Origin of the sequence: Roseateles sp. UC29_93, from assembly GCF_042695725.1 — a bacterium.
In the GTDB taxonomy this organism is placed as follows: Bacteria; Pseudomonadota; Gammaproteobacteria; order Burkholderiales; family Burkholderiaceae_C; genus Roseateles; species Roseateles noduli_A.
Genome location: NZ_CP170545.1, coordinates 1,512,921 through 1,528,755, shown reverse-complemented (window position 1 = coordinate 1,528,755; position 15,835 = coordinate 1,512,921). Strand labels below are relative to the sequence as shown.

At 69.8% G+C, this 15,835-nt stretch carries 11 protein-coding genes and 4 pseudogenes; 9 read left to right on the top strand and 6 right to left on the bottom strand.

Annotation, left to right across the window (positions count from 1 at the left end; all coding sequences use genetic code 11):
- Position 1: 1 nt before the first annotated feature.
- Together fabI and ACFJIX_RS07215 are read right to left on the bottom strand one after the other, a co-directional pair.
- Positions 2-793: an enoyl-ACP reductase FabI gene (fabI, locus tag ACFJIX_RS07220; protein ID WP_377158752.1), complete on the bottom strand. Its 792-nt coding sequence runs from the start codon at positions 791-793 to the stop codon at positions 2-4.
- On the bottom strand, positions 790-3,066 hold the full coding sequence (locus tag ACFJIX_RS07215) for a DUF3141 domain-containing protein (protein ID WP_377158751.1): 2,277 nt from the start codon (positions 3,064-3,066) through the stop codon (positions 790-792). Before ACFJIX_RS07215 ends, fabI begins: the two co-directional genes overlap by 4 nt.
- 119 nt (positions 3,067-3,185) lie before the next feature.
- Here ACFJIX_RS07215 and ACFJIX_RS07210 point away from each other — a divergent pair, with 119 nt between their 5' ends.
- Entirely contained in the window at positions 3,186-4,139 is a 954-nt protein-coding gene (locus ACFJIX_RS07210; protein ID WP_377158750.1) for a phosphate acetyltransferase, read from the top strand.
- On the opposite strand, the gene ACFJIX_RS07205 is transcribed toward ACFJIX_RS07210, so the two are convergent.
- The 3 genes from ACFJIX_RS07205 to ACFJIX_RS07195 form a co-directional block, all read right to left on the bottom strand.
- Complete coding sequence (locus ACFJIX_RS07205) at positions 4,140-4,664, bottom strand: Dps family protein (RefSeq protein WP_067280034.1); 525 nt, start codon at positions 4,662-4,664, stop codon at positions 4,140-4,142.
- A gap of 239 nt (positions 4,665-4,903) precedes the next feature.
- Positions 4,904-6,388, bottom strand: a complete 1,485-nt coding sequence (locus tag ACFJIX_RS07200; protein WP_377158748.1) for a catalase — start codon at positions 6,386-6,388, stop codon at positions 4,904-4,906.
- Between the two features lie 212 nt (positions 6,389-6,600).
- Positions 6,601-7,521, bottom strand: a complete 921-nt coding sequence (locus ACFJIX_RS07195; protein ID WP_297532779.1) for a hydrogen peroxide-inducible genes activator — start codon at positions 7,519-7,521, stop codon at positions 6,601-6,603.
- Positions 7,522-7,722: 201 nt separating this feature from the next.
- Between ACFJIX_RS07195 and panB the strand changes: the two are divergent.
- The 3 genes and pseudogenes from panB to ACFJIX_RS07180 all read left to right on the top strand — a co-directional run bounded on the left by panB (position 7,723) and on the right by ACFJIX_RS07180 (position 10,248).
- Positions 7,723-8,485 (top strand): annotated as a pseudogene (gene panB, locus ACFJIX_RS07190) (3-methyl-2-oxobutanoate hydroxymethyltransferase).
- Positions 8,486-8,487: 2 nt separating this feature from the next.
- A pseudogene (gene panC, locus ACFJIX_RS07185) lies at positions 8,488-9,320 on the top strand (pantoate--beta-alanine ligase).
- A gap of 208 nt (positions 9,321-9,528) precedes the next feature.
- The gene (locus ACFJIX_RS07180) at positions 9,529-10,248 is read left to right on the top strand and encodes a peptidylprolyl isomerase (protein ID WP_377158747.1); all 720 of its coding nucleotides are present in this window, start codon (positions 9,529-9,531) and stop codon (positions 10,246-10,248) included.
- Positions 10,249-10,293: 45 nt separating this feature from the next.
- On the opposite strand, the gene recG is transcribed toward ACFJIX_RS07180, so the two are convergent.
- Positions 10,294-12,441 carry an ATP-dependent DNA helicase RecG gene (recG, locus tag ACFJIX_RS07175; protein ID WP_377158745.1) on the bottom strand — a complete coding sequence of 716 codons (2,148 nt, stop codon included), beginning with the start codon at positions 12,439-12,441 and terminating at the stop codon, positions 10,294-10,296.
- A gap of 260 nt (positions 12,442-12,701) precedes the next feature.
- On the opposite strand from recG, the gene ACFJIX_RS07170 reads away from it, so the two are divergent.
- The 5 genes and pseudogenes from ACFJIX_RS07170 (at position 12,702) to ACFJIX_RS07150 (ending at position 15,668) form a co-directional block, all read left to right on the top strand.
- Positions 12,702-13,454, top strand: coding sequence for a substrate-binding periplasmic protein (locus tag ACFJIX_RS07170; RefSeq protein ID WP_377158743.1), 753 nt, complete (start codon positions 12,702-12,704; stop codon positions 13,452-13,454).
- A gap of 16 nt (positions 13,455-13,470) precedes the next feature.
- A complete protein-coding gene (gene queA, locus ACFJIX_RS07165) occupies positions 13,471-14,514 on the top strand; it encodes a tRNA preQ1(34) S-adenosylmethionine ribosyltransferase-isomerase QueA (RefSeq protein ID WP_377158742.1) in 1,044 nt (347 codons plus the stop codon).
- A 126-nt stretch (positions 14,515-14,640) separates the two neighbouring features.
- A pseudogene (locus ACFJIX_RS07160) lies at positions 14,641-14,862 on the top strand (sigma factor); the annotation flags it as partial.
- Positions 14,820-15,134 (top strand): annotated as a pseudogene (locus tag ACFJIX_RS07155) (hypothetical protein); the annotation flags it as partial. The pseudogenes ACFJIX_RS07160 and ACFJIX_RS07155, both read left to right, overlap by 43 nt.
- Positions 15,135-15,257: 123 nt before the next feature.
- Positions 15,258-15,668, top strand: coding sequence for a hypothetical protein (locus ACFJIX_RS07150; protein WP_377162143.1), 411 nt, complete (start codon positions 15,258-15,260; stop codon positions 15,666-15,668).
- Positions 15,669-15,835: the final 167 nt, after the last annotated feature.

Here is a 15,835-nt window from a genome sequence, read left to right as displayed (position 1 = left end):
CTCACCCCATGATGTGATAACCGCCGTCGACGTACAGCGTCGAGCCGGTGATGAGCCGCGCGTGGTCGCCCGCGAGCATCGCGGTCGCGTAGCCGACGTCGTCGATCGTCGCCAGCGCGTGGGCCGGCGCGCGGGCGGCGGCATCGGCGAGCAGTTGGTCGAACTCCTCCAGGCCCGAGGCCGCGCGTGTCGCGATCGGCCCCGGCGAGATCGCGTGCACCCGGATCCCGGCCGGACCCAGCTCGTGCGCCAGGTAGCGCACCGAGGCTTCCAGCGCGGCCTTCACCGGACCCATCAGGTTGTAGTGCTCGACGACGCGGCTCGCGCCCTGGAAGCTCATCGTGAACAACGTGCCGCCGGAGGTGCGCATCAGCGGCTCCGCCAGGCGCGCCATGCGGATGAAGCTGTGGCACGAGATGTCCATCGCCAGCGCGAAGCCGGCCGCGCTGCTGTCGACGAGTCGCCCGTGCAGATCGTCCTTCGGTGCGAACGCGATCGAGTGCAATGCCGCGTGCAGCACGCCCCAGCGCTCGGAGACCGCGGCGAAGAGGGCGTCGAGCGACTCGGGCTCGCGCAGGTCCAGCGGCAGCAGCAGCTCGGCGCCGAGCGCGTCGGCCAGCGGCTTCACGTGCGGCAGGGCCTTGTCGTTGAGGTAGGTCAGCGCCAGGTCGGCGCCCATCGCGCGGAAGGCCCGGGCGCAACCGTAGGCGATCGACTGATCGTTGGCGATGCCGGTGATCAGCACCTTGCGCCCGGCCAGCAGGCGGCCGAACTGGACGGCGGCGGAGTTCATGCCACCGCCTTGCGGCGACGCGCGGGCTTGGCCGCCGCCGTCGAGGCCGCGATCGAGACCGTCGCCGTGGTCGCCGCGATCGGTGCCGACAACGCGAGCGCCATGTCGGCGACTCGTGCCGGATCGACGTGCAGCAGCTCGTGGACGTAGCGCGCCGCGGGCGACTGCGGGTCGGCGAGCTCGGATTCGGCCATCAGCACCGCGCTCGCGAGGGCCACCGCCTGCTCGCGGTCCTCGAGCGTCGGCAGCAGCGTCGGCAGCGCGGCCATCGCCTCGTCGGGCGCGAAGGTCACGATGAGCGCCTGCCGATGCAGGAGCGTCGCCCAGTCCTCGCCGGGCACCGCCGCAGCGGCGACGGCACCTTCGGCCTCCTCGGCCATGCGGCGGTGGGAATCGGCCAGCAGCTGGCCCAGGACCAGCCCGCGCCGCTGGACGACGCCGCGATGGGCCAGCCCCGCCAGCAGGATGCGGCAGACCGCGTCCGCGAATCCGCCTTGTTCGACCTGCTCCAGCGCCATGCGACGGCCTTCGCGCTCGTCGGCGGCCGCGTGCGCGACGCCGGACGCGAGGTCCGAGTCACGCGGTGGCAGCACCGCGCCCAGCCCGCTCGGGCCATACACCGCCTCGACCCAGTGCACGAGCGTCGCGTCACGCTGGTGGCCGAGCCGGTCCAGCGATTCGCTGATCGCGCGGGAGCCGAGCTGCTCCCACTTCAGCCACGGGTTCTCGGCATCGACGTTCTGGCGCTGCGTGCGCGCGTGGTCGGCGGCCTGCTTGAGCCACGGCGCCAGCGGATGCAGGTCGGAGATCGCCAGATGCTGCAGGCGCAGCGGGTGCGTCCAGCGCAGCCACTCGCCGAGCGCCTTGCTGCCGACCGCGCGCACCGCCGGTTGCAGCCATTGGCGGTAGCGGCGCATGTTCATCTCCGACACCTGCGCGATCGTGCTGAACAGCGCCTCGTCGCGGCGGCATTCCGGATTCAGCGCGCGCAGGTCGTCCACGGTGCGGGTCTCGAAGCTCACGGAGTAGTCGCCCGATTCCAGCGCCGCCAGCGGTGCGTCGGGATCGCGGGCATCGATCTTCATTTCGTAGAGACCGGGCGGCAGCGCGACGATCTGTTCGAGCGTGTCGAAGATCTGCTCATGCTCGCGCCGCGCGATGCCGCCGCCGACGAAGATGCCCAGGTGGCCGATCTTCGGATGCAGCATGTAGACGATGGTGCGGCCCGCCTTGACCAGCGCCTTCTCGCTGCCCCAGACGTCGATGATCCAGTCCAGCGCCTGCTGCGGCGGCGTGATGTTGTCGCCCCAGGACGCGAAGATCACCATGGGCGCGGTGATGTTGCGCAGGTCCAGGCGATAGCCTTCCAGCTCGACTTCGCCGCGCGCCAGGCGGTTGCCGATGAACAGGTTCTCGACGATGGCCTCGATCTCCTCGCCGGTCATCCGGAAGTAGCCGCCCCACCAGCGCTCGAAGTCGAGGAAGCGCTCGCGCTCGGTGTCGACGTTGGCATAGAGGTGGTAGTACTTGTCCCACCAGCTGTTGGCGAGGTTGAGGTTCTCGAAGTTGGAGACCAGGTGCGCGCCGTCGAAGCGGTCGCCGCCGAGGTCCGCCGACAGCGCCGACATCCAGGCGCCGCCGAGCGCGCCGCCCGCGTAGCGCATCGGGTTCTGCTCGGGCGAGCCGGCCCAGTACGACAGCGGTGCGCCGTTCAGCACGATCGGGCCCATCAGGTCGCTGCGCACGGCGGCCAGCGCGGCGACGGCCCAGCCGGCCTGGCAGTTGCCGATCACCGCCGGCAGTCCCGGCGCCTTCGGATGGCGGCGGGCGACTTCCTCGATGAACTGCGCCTCGGCCCGGGCGACGTCGAGCAAGGTCTGACCCTCGACCGGTTCCGGCTCGAAGGTGATGAAGTACACCGCATGACCGGCGCGCAGCGCGACGCCGATCTCGGAGTCCGGCTTGAAGCCGCCGATGCCGGGGCCGTGGCCCGCGCGCGGATCGATGACGACGATGGGCCGGCGCGCGGGATCGACGATGTCGCCGTCGGCCGGCAGGATGCGCAGCAGCGCGTAGTTGCAGGGTTGCGGCAGGTCGCGGCCGTCGATCAGCAGTTCATGTTCGAACTTGAGCAGCGCCGGCTTGCCGGCCTGCAGATGGTCGAGGAACACGTTGCCGCGCTCGCGCATCGTGTCCAGCGTCAGCAGCGTGCGCTGCCACGCGTCGGTCGCGTACGCTTGCCAGTCGTGGATCCAGTCGGACGTTCCGGACATTCGCTTTGCTCCCAGCACTGCCTCGCGAGGTCCGCTCGGCTTGATTTGTTGCACCGCAGCATGCATCATCGACCGCGACTCGTTGCCAATGTCCCAGGGAGACGCAGGGTGATCGAACAATGACCGAACAAGCGCCCAGTGCCCATCCGCACTACGACCGCCTCATCGAGGCGGTGCGCCACCTGCCGCCGCTGCGCATGGCGGTCGTCCACCCCTGCAACGACGTGTCCCTGCTCGCGGCGACGGAGGCCGCGTCATTGGGGTTGATCGAACCGATCCTGATCGGCCCGGCGGGCAAGGTGTCCGAGGCTGCCGCCGCGGCCGGCGTGGACCTGTCGCGCTACACGCTGGTCGACGTGCCGCACAGCCATGCTGCGGCGGACATGGGCGTGGCGATGGCGCTCAAGGGCGAGGTCGACGCGTTGATGAAAGGCAGCCTGCACACCGACGAACTGATGGGCGCGGTGGTACGGCGCGAAGGCGGCCTGCGCACCGCGCGGCGCATCAGCCATTGCTTCGTGATGGACGTGCCGGGGCATGCGCAGCCGCTGATCATCTCGGACGCGGCGATCAACATCCAGCCGACGCTGGAGGAGAAGGTCGACATCGTGCAGAACGCGATCGACCTCGCGCATGCGCTGCGTCTGCCGGAGGTGCGCGTGGCGCTGCTGTCGTCGATGGAGACGGTGAATCCGAAGGTGCCGTCGACGATGGACGCGGCGGCGCTGTGCAAGATGGCCGACCGCGGGCAGATCACCGGCGCGGTGCTGGACGGCCCGCTGGCGATGGACAACGCCATCGATCCCGAGGCCGCGCGCATCAAGGGCATCGTGTCGCCGGTGGCGGGCAAGGCCAACGTGCTGATCGTGCCGGACCTGGACGCGGGCAACATGCTCGCCAAGAGCCTGAGCTTCCTGGCGCAGGCCTACGCAGCGGGGGTGGTGCTCGGCGCGAAGGTGCCGATCGTGCTGACCAGCCGCGCCGATTCGCGCACGGCGCGGCTCGCGTCGTGCGCGTTGGCCTCGATGCTGGCGCAAGCCCGGCGGGACGGGCGCATCAAGGCCGTGGGCTGATCACTCTTCCAGCAGCGAGCGCAGCATCCACGCGGTCTGCTCGTGCACCGTCAGGCGCTGGGTGAGCAGGTCGGCGGTCGGCTCGTCGCTGGCCTTGTCGACCAGGTCGAACAGCGCGCGCGCGGTGCGGGCGACGCCTTCATGACCGTCGACCAGGATGCGGACCATGTCCAGCGCCTTGGGCGGCGTGGTCGGTGCGTCCGGCAGCGAGCTCAGCGCCGCGAATTGCGCGTAGGAGCCCGGCGCCTTGTGACCCAGCGAGCGGATGCGCTCGGCGACCGGGTCCACGGCGTTCCACAGCTCGGTGTACTGGGCCATGAACATCGCGTGCAGCGAGTTGAACATCGGCCCGGTCACGTTCCAGTGGAAGTTGTGCGTGGTCAGGTAGAGGGTGTAGGTGTCGGCCAGCAGCTTGGACAGGCCCTGCGCGATCGCGGCGCGGTCCTTGTCGCTGATGCCGATCTGGATGGACGGCGCGCCCTTGGCGGAGGCGGCTTTGGCGGGCGAGGGGCTCTTCTTGGCCATCGAGGGACTCCTTACGGGAATGGAAGACAAAAGACGCCCCGCAGCCTAACCGATCCAGGTGATCGGCAACATGACCGTGGGGCGCGAGGCGGGTGCTGCTCAGGCGACGCTGTGTTGCATCCAGTCGATCAATGACTGTGCATTCAGCGCGGCGCCGGCGGCCACCAGCAACCAACCCAGTGTGCGCTGTCCGGATCGTGGGGTCATGTCTTGCTCCTTACAGATGAAATCCGGCGGTGTCAGACGGTGAACTCGATGTCGAGCGCGCTCAGCGCGGCGCGCACGACACGGCCGTAGGCCGGATCGGCCTTGTCGAAGTGGCCCAGCTGCCGATCGATGATGAAGGCCGGCACGCCGCGCATCGATTCGGCGATGTTGCGACCCAGGCGCTGCTGCTGTTCTTCGCCGAGCAGGCGGAAGAGGGCGCCGGGCTGCGCGTAGTCGTCGTTGCCGACACGATGGTCGAAGCGCGCCGCGTCGCCCTGCAGGCGCAGCGGCGGTTCGGCCACGGACGGATCCTGCGTCGCGCCGCCGAAGCTGTTGGGCTCGTAGTACGCGTTCGGATTGCCCGTCGGCGTGCGGAAGAACTTCATTGCGCCGTCCTTGTGATAGTGATGGACGGGGCACTTGGGCGCGTTCACCGGCAGCGCCTCGTAATGCGTGCCGAGGCGGTAGCGGTGCGCGTCGGCGTAGCTGAAGATGCGCGCCTGCAGGACCTTGTCGGGGCTGAAGCCGATGCCGGGCACGATGTTGCTCGGCGAGAACGCGGCCTGCTCGATCTCCTCGAAGTAGTTCTCCGGGTTGCGGTTGAGCTCGAGCACGCCGACCTCGATCAGCGGATAGTCGGCATGCGGCCAGACCTTGGTCAGGTCGAAGGGGTTGTACGAGGTCTTGTCGGCGTCGAGTTCCGGCATCACCTGCACGGACATCGTCCACTGCGGGAACTGCCCCTGCTCGATCGCGCCGAAGAGGTCTTCCTGGTAGCTCTCGCGGGTCTGTCCGATGACCGTGCTCGCCTCGGCGTTGGTCAGGGTGCGATGACCCTGGCGGGTCTTGAAGTGGAACTTCACCCAGAAGCGCTCGCCGTCCGCGTTCCAGAAGCTGTAGGTGTGGGAGCCGAAGCCGTCCATGAAGCGCGGGCTGACGGGGATGCCGCGGTCGCTCATCAGGATGGTGACCTGGTGCAGGCTCTCGGGGGAGAGGCTCCAGAAGTCCCATGCGGCGGTCCCGGAGCGCAGGTTGGTCACCGGGTGACGCTTCTGCGTGCGGATGAAGTCGGGGAATTTCAGCGGGTCGCGGATGAAGAACACCGGGGTGTTGTTGCCGACCAGGTCCCAGTTGCCTTCGCCGGTATAGAACTTCAGCGAGAAGCCGCGGACGTCGCGTTCCGCGTCGGCGGCGCCCTGCTCACCGGCGACTGTCGAGAAGCGCGCCAGCATCGGCGTCTGCTGGCCGACCTCGCCGAACAGCTTCGCGCGGGTGAATCGGGTGATGTCCTGCGTGACGGTCAGCGTGCCGAAGGCGCCCCAGCCCTTGGCATGCACGACGCGCTCAGGAATGCGTTCACGGTTCTGGTGGGCCAGCTTTTCGATCAGCTGGTAGTCCTGCATCAGGACGGGGCCGCGCGGGCCGGCGGTCAGCGAATTCTGGTTGTCGGCGATCGGCGCGCCGGCGCTCGTCGTCATGACCGGGCACTGGGCGGGATGTTGGGGCTTGGCGCTCATTCGGGGCACTCCTCGATGCTTCAGACAGGGACGCTTTTGTAGAGGTCCGGACCGGCGCTGAACTCTCCCGGAAGGAGGACGGCGACGGCGCATGAGGAGGACTTTAGGGAATTGCTATCGATGGCGATATTTGGATAGCTTAAGTGTCGCGATAAGGAAAAACTAAAGCCGCCCGAGGGCGGCTTAGGCAAGGGGTCGGGTCTTGCGGCAAGTCACGACAGCAACGTCACCCCTTTGAGCGTGCACGCATAGACTGCGTTGCGCAGCGCCGCGACGGCCTCGTAACGGGTGAAGGTGCGGCGCCAGGCAAGCACGACGCGACGCGTCGGCGCCGGGTCCTCGAAGGGCACGTAGCGCAGGTGCGGCGGGACGTGGTCCGGCACGCTCAGCGCCGGCACCACGGTGACGCCCATCCCGGACGCCACCATGTGCTTGATCGTCTCCAGCGAGCTGCCCTCGAAGCTCTTGCGGATGCCCTCGGCGTCCGTCGAGAAGCGCGCGAACTCCGGGCAGACCTCCAGCACGTGATCGCGGAAGCAGTGGCCGTTGCCCAGCAACAGCATCGTCTCGGCCTTGAGCTCCTCGGCGCTGATGCGCGGCTTCTTCGCCAGCGGATGCACCGCCGGCACCGCCACGACGAAGGACTCGTCGTACAGCGGCGCCACCGCCAGGCCCGCGTCGGGGAAGGGCTCGGCCATGATCGCGCAGTCCAGCTCGCCGGTGCGCAGCATGTCCAGCAGCTTCTGGGTGAAGTTCTCCTGCAGCATCAGCGGCATGCGCGGGTAGAGGTCGATGCAGTGCTTGACCAGCTCCGGCAGCAGGTAGGGTCCGATCGTGTAGATGATGCCCAGCCGCAACGGCCCGTCCAGGGGGTCCTTGCCGCGCTTGGCGATGTCCTTGATCGCGCTGGCCTGCTCGATCACCGACTGGGCCTGGCGCACGATGTCCTCGCCCAGCGGCGTCATCGTCACCTCGTTGGCGCCGCGCTCGAAGATCTTGACGTCGAGTTCCTCCTCCAGCTTCTTGATCGCCACCGACAGCGTCGGCTGGGAGACGAAGCAGGCTTCCGCGGCGCGGCCAAAATGGCGCTCGCGGGCGACGGCGACGATGTAGCGCAGTTCAGTCAGGGTCATGGCCGGCATTGTCCTCAGAAAGCGGCATCGTGGCACCGTCCCGGTACACTGCCGCCCCACCCCCCGGACCCTCCCCGGACCTGCCTCCAGGGGACACGCATGACCGACCAGACCTCCCCCCCGACCTCCCTCTACGCCGTGCCGCGGCCCGCGGGCTCGTCGCCCGACCGCAAGCCCGTCACGCTGCAGCGCCTGCTCGACATGCATGCCGCCGGCGAGAAGATCGCGATGCTGACCGCCTACGACGCCACCTTCGCGCACGCGATGGAAGACGCCGGCGTGGACTCGATCCTGATCGGCGATTCGCTGGGCAACGTGGTGCAAGGCCTGCAGACGACGGTCCCCGTCACGCTGGAGGCGATGGTCTATCACACGGCCAACGTGGCGCGCGCGCGCCGCGTCGCCTGGGTCATCGCGGACCTGCCGTTCGGTACGTACCACGAGTCCCCGCAGGTGGCCTGGAAAAACGCCATGCAGCTGGCGCAAGCCGGCGCGCACATGATCAAGCTCGAAGGCGGCGGCTGGACCACCGAGACGGTCCGCTTCCTGACCGAGCGCGGCATCCCTGTCTGCGCCCACCTCGGCCTGACGCCGCAGACCGTGACCGCCCTGGGCGGATTCAAGGTGCAGGGGCGCGATGAAGCCGGCGCCGCGCGCATCAAGGCGCATGCGCGCGAACTCGTCGACGCGGGGGCGCAGATGCTGCTGCTGGAGATGGTGCCGGCCGCGCTGGCCGGCGAGCTGACGCGCTCGCTGGGCGTGCCCGTCATCGGCATCGGCGCCGGCGCGGAGTGCTCCGGCCAGGTGCTGGTGATGCACGACATGCTGGGCGTGGGGTGGCGGCCGCAAGCCGCGCTTCGTGCGCGACTTCATGCAGGGCGCGGCCTCGATCGGCGACGCCTTCTCGCGCTACGTGACCGAGGTCAAGTCCGGCGCCTTCCCCGCCGCCGAGCACACCTACTGATCATGAAGATCCACCACGACATCGCCGGCCTGCGCGCCGCGCTCGCGGGCGGCCGCCCGGTCGCGTTCGTGCCCACGATGGGCAACCTGCACGACGGCCATCTGGCGCTGGTGCGCCAGGCTCGTGCCGCGGTCGGTCCGGACGGCCTGGTCGTCGCCAGCGTCTTCGTCAACCGGCTGCAGTTCGCGCCGCACGAGGACTTCGACCGCTACCCCCGCACGCTCCCGCGCGACGCCGAGCTGCTGGAAGGCGCCACCTGCGACCTGGTCTTCGCGCCCGACGAACGGGAGATGTACCCGAGCCGCAGGGCTACAAGGTGCATCCGCCGGCGGAACTGGCCGACATCCTCGAGGGTCACTTCCGGCCCGGCTTCTTCATCGGCGTCTGCACGGTGGTCGCGAAGCTGTTCCAGATCGTCCAGCCGGACGTGGCCGTCTTCGGCAAGAAGGACTACCAGCAGCTGATGGTGATCCGCCGCATGGTCGACCAGCTGGCGATGCCGATCCGCGTGCTGGCGGGCGAGACCGAGCGCAACGCCGACGGCCTGGCGCTGTCCTCGCGCAACGGCTACCTGAGCGAGCAGCAGAAGCGGGACGCGCTGCTGTTGTCGCGCACGCTGAAAGCGATGATCGCGCGCTGGCAGGCGGGCGAGCGCGACCTCGATCGCATCGAGTCCGACGCGATGGCGTCGCTGCGCGACGCCGGCTGGGCGCCGGACTATCTGACGCTGCGCCGTCGCCACGACCTCGGCGCGGCGCGCGAGGGCGAGCCGCTGGTAGCGCTCGCCGCCGCGCGGATCGGCGAAACACGCCTGATCGACAACCTCGAGTTCTGAAACGGGACGTGTCTTTCCGGCGGGAATCCTGGGCACTCCAGAACCGCCAGAGTGAGGTCCGACACTCTGTAAACGCGGCGTTAGGGAAAGCACCGCCTCATTTCGTGCGGCGCCCGCACCGGGCCCCATGACTTGTGTCAGCGCGCCCACGATACTTCGCCCTTCTTTGCCAGAAAGCGGGAGCCACAAGCTCCCATCGCGAGCCCACATGAAGTCGATCACCCTCCTCTCCCCGATCTCCTCCAAGCCCCGTCTGCTGGCACTGTCCGCCGCGCTGGGCGGCGCGTTGATGCTGGCCGCCTGCGGCGGCGGCAGCGACAATGACAGCGGCAATCCGGTGCAGACGCCGAAGCCGAACCCGGTGCCGGTCGCGCCGACCACGTCCTGCAGCGCCGCCGGCATCGCCGCGTCGAACGCGAGCACGGCCGCGCGCGTCGTGTGCATGCTGACCAGCGACGGCGAGATGGTCGTCGAGCTCGACGCCCGCACGCCGATCACGACCGCCAACTTCCTGAAGTACGTCAACGCGAAGTACTACGACAACACGATCTTCCATCGCGTCGTGCCGGGCTTCGTCGCGCAGGGCGGCGGCTTCATCACGGGTTACGTGGCCAAGACCCCCGGCACCGACCTGGGCGGTGCGATCAAGCTGGAGACCAACGTCGGCGTGTCCAACGTGAAGTACACGATCGCGATGGCGCGCACCTCGGTGGCCGACTCGGCGACCAGCCAGTTCTTCTTCAACTCCGTCGACAACAGCGCGACGCTGGACTACAAGACCGCCGCCGACCCGGGCTACGCCGCCTTCGGCCGCGTGATCTCGGGCCAGGCCACGGTCGACAAGATCAACGCCGAGCCGCAGCTCTACAGCGGCGCCGAGACCCCGGCGACCGAAGTCCTGCTGTACTGGGCCATCCAGCTGAAGTGATCCGGCCCTGAGCGATCAGGCCCTGAGCGATCAGGCCTTGAGCGATCAGGCCTTGAGGTACTCGGTCTTGTGACCGAGCCACCGCTCGACCTGCAGCTGCGCGGCGCGCGGCTGCTCGTCGAGCAGCCGGGGCGCCAGCGCCCGCGCCGCGCTCAGCAGCGGCGCGTCTTCCTGGAGATCGGCGAAGCGCAGCAACTGCGCGCCGCTCTGGCGCGCGCCCATGAATTCCCCCGGTCCGCGGATGTCGAGGTCGCGTCGCGCGATCTCGAAGCCGTCCGTGGTCTCGGCCATCGCGCGCAGGCGCGACTTGCCGGTGTCCGAGAGCGGCCCGGTGTAGATCAGGACGCACACGCTGGCGACCGATCCCCGCCCCACGCGGCCGCGCAGCTGGTGCAGCTGCGACAGGCCGAAGCGCTCCGCGTGTTCGATGACCATCACGCTGGCGTTGGGCACGTCGACGCCGACCTCGATGACGGTCGTCGCGACGAGGATCTGCATCTGCCCGCCGCTGAACAGCGACATCACCGCGGCCTTCTCCGCCGACGGCATGCGGCCGTGCAGCAGTCCGACCATCTTCCCCGGCAGCGCGGCCCCGAGCTCGGCATGCGTCTCGGTGGCGTTCTTGAGATCGAGCGCTTCCGACTCCTCGATCAGCGGGCAGACCCAGTAGACCTGCCGCCCGTCCTCGACGGCCGCGGCGATCTTCTCGATGACGTCGTCGCGTCTGCTGTCCGCGAAGACGCGCGTGACGATCGGGCTGCGTCCCGGCGGCAGTTCGTCGATCGTCGACACGTCCAGGTCGGCGAAGTAGGTCATCGCCAGCGTGCGCGGGATCGGCGTGGCGCTCATCATCAGCAGGTGCGGCTCGAGCGGGCTTGAGCCCGAGGCGCCCGCGCCCGCGGCGCCGGTGGCCTCGTCCGCGAGCTTCTTGCGCAGCGCCAGCCGCTGCGCGACGCCGAAGCGGTGCTGCTCGTCGATGATCGCCAGCCCCAGCCGGTGGAAGCGCACCTTGTCCTCGATCACCGCGTGCGTGCCGACGATCAGCGTGGCCTCGCCCGAGGCGGCCGCGTCGAGCATCTTCTGCCGCGCCTTGCCCTTGATGCTGCCGGTGATCCAGGCGACGCGGATGCCCAGCGGCTCCAGCCAGCCAATGAGCTTGCGGAAGTGCTGCTCGGCCAGGATCTCGGTGGGCGCCATCAGCGCGCATTGCCAGCCGGCGTCGATCGCCACGGCGGCCGCGAGCGCCGCCACCACGGTCTTGCCCGACCCGACGTCGCCCTGCAGCAGGCGATGCATCGGTTGCGGGCGGGCCAGGTCGGCGGCGACCTCCTCGGCGACACGGTGCTGCGCGCCGGTCAGCGCGAAGGGCAGGGCGGCGAGCAGCCGTTCATGCAGGCCGCCGGGCCTGCCCCGCAACGGCGGTGCGCGCAGATGGGCCCGCTCGCGCTGGGCCCGCTGCTGGCTGAGCTGCTGTGCGAGCAGCTCTTCGAACTTGAGCCGCTGCCAGGCCGGATGGGTGTGGTCCTCCAGCGTCGACAGGCCGGCCGACGGCGGCGGGTGGTGCAGGAAGTTGAGCGCGTCGCGCAGCGCGGGCAGCCCCTTGGGGACGAGCGCCAGCGGCAGGACCTCGTCGAGCGGCGCTCTGCGCAGCGCGGACGCGACGGCCTTGCGCAGGTAGGCCTGCGGCAGCTGGGCGCTGGTCGGGTAGACCGGCGTCAGCGAGGTCGACAGCGGCGTGTCCACGTCGACCTTGCGGAAGCTCGGATGGACCATCTCGCGACCGAAGAAGCCCACGCGGATCTCGCCGCGCACCCGCACGCGGGTGCCGACCGCCATCGTCTTCTGATGCGCGGGATAGAAGTGGAGGAAGCGCAGCGTCAGCAGTGCGCCGTCGTCGTCGCGCAGCTTGACCAGCAGTTGCCGGCGGCCGCGGATCTCGATGCGGCTCTCGATGACCTCGCCTTCGCACTGGAGCGTGTCGCCATCGCGGGCGCGGTCCAGCGGCGTCAGCGTGGTCTCGTCCTCGTAGCGCAGCGGCAGGTGCAGCGCGAGGTCGATGTCGCGCGTCAGGCCCATCTTTTCCATCGCCTTCTGCGGCGCGGACTTGGACGGCGCGGCCTCTCCGCCCGCTCCCGCGCGACCCGGTTTCGCGGGCGGCGGCGACGACGATGGAGCGGTGCTGGCCTCGGACATATGGGCAGGATTCTGCCTCGGACGCCGCCCTGTCCCGGACGTGACCAGGGAGGGCGGACGACGGCGGATGGGCACATCGAACGGCCGGCCCGATACCGATGCATTTCGCGCGTGGCCGTGACCGATTGCCCGTTAGGCCCGCCGTTCTGGCGTTCGCACCCGGGTCGGAGGGGAGTCGCTCGCCACTCACGGCTGCTAGGCTGGCCCAGACGCGCCTGCCGGCCGTCCGCCCTCATCGATCCAACTCACCCCGTCCGCCCATGACCACCCGCCGCAAGAGCCTGCTCTGGCTCGCCGCCACCGCCATGCCGGCGCTGCCGGCGCAGGCGGAGGATGCGCCGGTGCGGATGGTCGCCACCGAATTCCCGCCCTACACCGGCAGCACCTTGCCGGGCGGCGGCATCGCCTGCGAAGTCACCCGCGCGGCCCTGCGTCAGTCGGGCCGGTCGATGACGCTCACCTTCCGCCCCTGGGCGCGGGCGCTGCTCGAATTCCAGCGCGGCGAACATGACGGCGTCATCGGCGCGTGGCGCTCGGCGGAGCGCGAGCGCACGATGCGCTTCCCGCAAGCGCTGGGCATCCTCAACCAGGTCGGCTTCATGGCGCGCGCGGATCACAGGCTTCGCGTCGACGACCTCGCCGCGCTGCGCGAGGTGCGCATCGGCGTCGTCAACGGCTACGCGAATCCGCCCCGTTTCGACGCCGCGAACCTGCCCATCGAGAGCGCCGTCGACGACCTCGCCAACCTGCGCAAGCTGCTGGCCGGTCGCGTCGATCTGGCGCTGATCGACAAGGGCGTCGGCGCCCATCTGCTGGAGACGCACCTGCGCGAGGCCGCCGGCAAGCTGGTGTGGCTGGAGCCCTCGGTGTCGGAGATCCCGCTGTTCACGGTGTTCTCGAAGATCCGGCCCGAAGGCGAGCGCTTCGCCGCCGCGCTGAGCCGCGGCATCGGCGATCTGCAGGGCAGCGGGCGGCTGGCGATGCTGCTGCAGCAGGGGGCGCGCTGGCAGTAGTGGGAAAATCGTTCCCATGTCCCGAACCTTCTCGGTGAGCGATTTCGATTTCGCTCTGCCTCCCGACCTCATCGCCCAACACCCCGCCGCGGAACGCAGCGCCTCGCGTCTGCTCGACGGCCGGTCCGATCCGCCCGTCGACCGCGTGTTCCGCGAACTGCCCGATCTGCTGAATCCCGGCGACCTGCTGGTGTTCAACGACACCAAGGTCATCAAGGCCCGCCTGTACGGCGCCAAGGCCAGCGGCGGCGCGGTCGAGGCGCTGGTCGAGCGCGTGCTGCCCGGCACCCGCGAGGTCTGGGCCCACATGCGCGCCAGCAAGAGCCCGAAGGCGGGCGCCGTGGTGCGCTTCGCCGACGCTTTCGACGCCGAGGTCCTCGGCCGTTGCGGACCGGACGACGGTCTCTTCCACCTGCGCCTGTCCGGCGACCCGTTCGAGTTGCTCGAGCAGCACGGCCATGTGCCGCTGCCGCCCTACATCGAGCACGGCGACTCGGCGGACGATGTGCGGCGCTACCAGACCGTGTTCGCGCGCGAGCCCGGCGCCGTGGCCGCGCCAACCGCCGCGCTGCATTTCGACGAAGCCCTGCTGGCGCGGCTGGCAGAACGCGGCGTCGGCACGGCGCACGTGACGCTGCATGTCGGCGCCGGCACCTTCCAGCCGGTGCGCGTCGAATCGCTGGCCGAGCACAAGATGCACAGCGAGTGGTTCCAGGTCACGTCCGACACCGTCGACGCGATCGCGCGCTGCCGCGCCGCGGGCGGCAAGGTGACTGCCGTCGGCACCACGACGCTGCGCGCGCTGGAGTCGGCGGCGCTCGGCGGCGGGCTGAAGGCCGGCGCGCGGGAGACCGACATCTTCATCACGCCGGGCTTCGACTTCCAGGTCGTCGACCGGCTGGTGACCAACTTCCACCTGCCCAAGAGCACGCTGATGATGCTGGTGTCGGCCTTCGCCGGCTACGAGCCCATCATGGCGCTCTACCGCCATGCGATCGCGCAGCGCTACCGCTTCTTCAGCTACGGCGACGCCATGCTGCTGGAGCGCGCCGGGCGCTGATCGACGCGGGTCCCGTTCCCGGGCCCGCCCTCCGTCGGCCGACGAGGGGCGGCTGCGCTCACCGGTCGTGTCACATCGGAGTAGGCTGCGTCGTCTTGTGAGCAAGACGACTCCGGACGACGCGCCATGACCGATCACGTTCCCGACCCTGCTCCCGACGCTCCCGCCGCCAACGGCCCGGCGCTCGACCCTTCGCCCGCCGCGCGCGCGCTGCGCTACGACCGCGATCACGCCCGATCGCTGCGGGCGCTGGCCTACCGGATGCTGGGATCGCGCGCCGAGGCCGAGGACATCGTCCAGGAAGCGTGGCTGCGCTGGGCCGATGTCGACGAGTCGACCGTGCGCCACGCCGGCGCCTTCCTGTCGCGGCTGGTGACCAACCTCTGCCTGGACCGGCTGCAGTCGGCGGCGATGCGGCGCGAGCAGTACGTCGGCGTCTGGCTGCCCGAGCCGCTGGTCGACGAGGCCGGCGACTGGTCGCCGAGCCCCGAGGCGCAGGCCGAGTTCGCGCAGGACGTGTCGGTGGCATTCATGCTGACGCTGGAGCGGCTCTCCCGCTGGAGCGCGCCGCCTTCCTGCTGCACGAGGTGTTCGAGCTGGACTTCGACGAGATCGCGCGCCGGCTGGGCCGCAGCGCCGCAGCCTGCCGCCAGCTGGCGAGCCGCGCGCGGCAGCACGTCAAGGCCGACTACGCGCGCCACGAGGTCGAGGATGAGGAGCGCCAGCGCCTGTTCCAGGCCTTCATGGGGGCCTTGCAGTCCTTCGACGTCGAGGGCCTGGCCAAGGTGCTGACCGACGACGCGATCCTGCTGGCGGACGGCGGCGGCAAGGTCTCGGCGGTGCCGCGCATGCTCGAAGGCGGCGCCCTGGTGGCGAGGACCTTCGTGGGTTTCGTGAAGATGCCGACCGCCCGCGACTGGCGCGTCCGCCCGGCGCGGGTCAACGGTCTGCCGGGCTACATCGTCTACGACGTCGCCGGCGAACCGATCCAGACCGTCGCGCTGCGACCCGCGCCGCAACCGGGCCGGGTCAGCGCGATCTATGTCCAGCGCAATCCCGACAAGCTCGGTCACCTGCCGAGGATCGAGCCGCTCGTGGTTTCCGGGGCCGTGCCGCCGTCCGTTTCCGCCCCGCCCGGCGACGGTGCGGCGTGAGCCGAAAGTGGGCGCGATGCGCCCACACAGCGCAGTTCCGCGCCGTTCTGGCGCGATATGACCGGGGAGGCAACACCCGACCCCCTCCTTCGGACTGTGGTGTCCCCCGTGCCCACGGGGGGTTGGGCGTGTTTGGGAATCCCTATGTTTAGGGACAATCGAGCCTA

Excerpts from the sequence above, each read along its gene's own strand:
- ACFJIX_RS07170 (WP_377158743.1), top strand. The coding sequence starts at position 12,702 with ATGACCACCCGCCGCAAGAGCCTGCTCTGGCTCGCCGCCACCGCCATG.
- fabI (WP_377158752.1), bottom strand. The coding sequence starts at position 793 with ATGAACTCCGCCGCCGTCCAGTTCGGCCGCCTGCTGGCCGGGCGCAAG.
- ACFJIX_RS07150 (WP_377162143.1), top strand. The coding sequence starts at position 15,258 with ATGGGGGCCTTGCAGTCCTTCGACGTCGAGGGCCTGGCCAAGGTGCTG.
- ACFJIX_RS07215 (WP_377158751.1), bottom strand. The coding sequence starts at position 3,066 with ATGTCCGGAACGTCCGACTGGATCCACGACTGGCAAGCGTACGCGACC.
- ACFJIX_RS07180 (WP_377158747.1), top strand. The coding sequence starts at position 9,529 with ATGAAGTCGATCACCCTCCTCTCCCCGATCTCCTCCAAGCCCCGTCTG.
- ACFJIX_RS07200 (WP_377158748.1), bottom strand. The coding sequence starts at position 6,388 with ATGAGCGCCAAGCCCCAACATCCCGCCCAGTGCCCGGTCATGACGACG.
- recG (WP_377158745.1), bottom strand. The coding sequence starts at position 12,441 with ATGTCCGAGGCCAGCACCGCTCCATCGTCGTCGCCGCCGCCCGCGAAA.
- queA (WP_377158742.1), top strand. The coding sequence starts at position 13,471 with ATGTCCCGAACCTTCTCGGTGAGCGATTTCGATTTCGCTCTGCCTCCC.
- ACFJIX_RS07205 (WP_067280034.1), bottom strand. The coding sequence starts at position 4,664 with ATGGCCAAGAAGAGCCCCTCGCCCGCCAAAGCCGCCTCCGCCAAGGGC.
- ACFJIX_RS07195 (WP_297532779.1), bottom strand. The coding sequence starts at position 7,521 with ATGACCCTGACTGAACTGCGCTACATCGTCGCCGTCGCCCGCGAGCGC.
- ACFJIX_RS07210 (WP_377158750.1), top strand. The coding sequence starts at position 3,186 with ATGACCGAACAAGCGCCCAGTGCCCATCCGCACTACGACCGCCTCATC.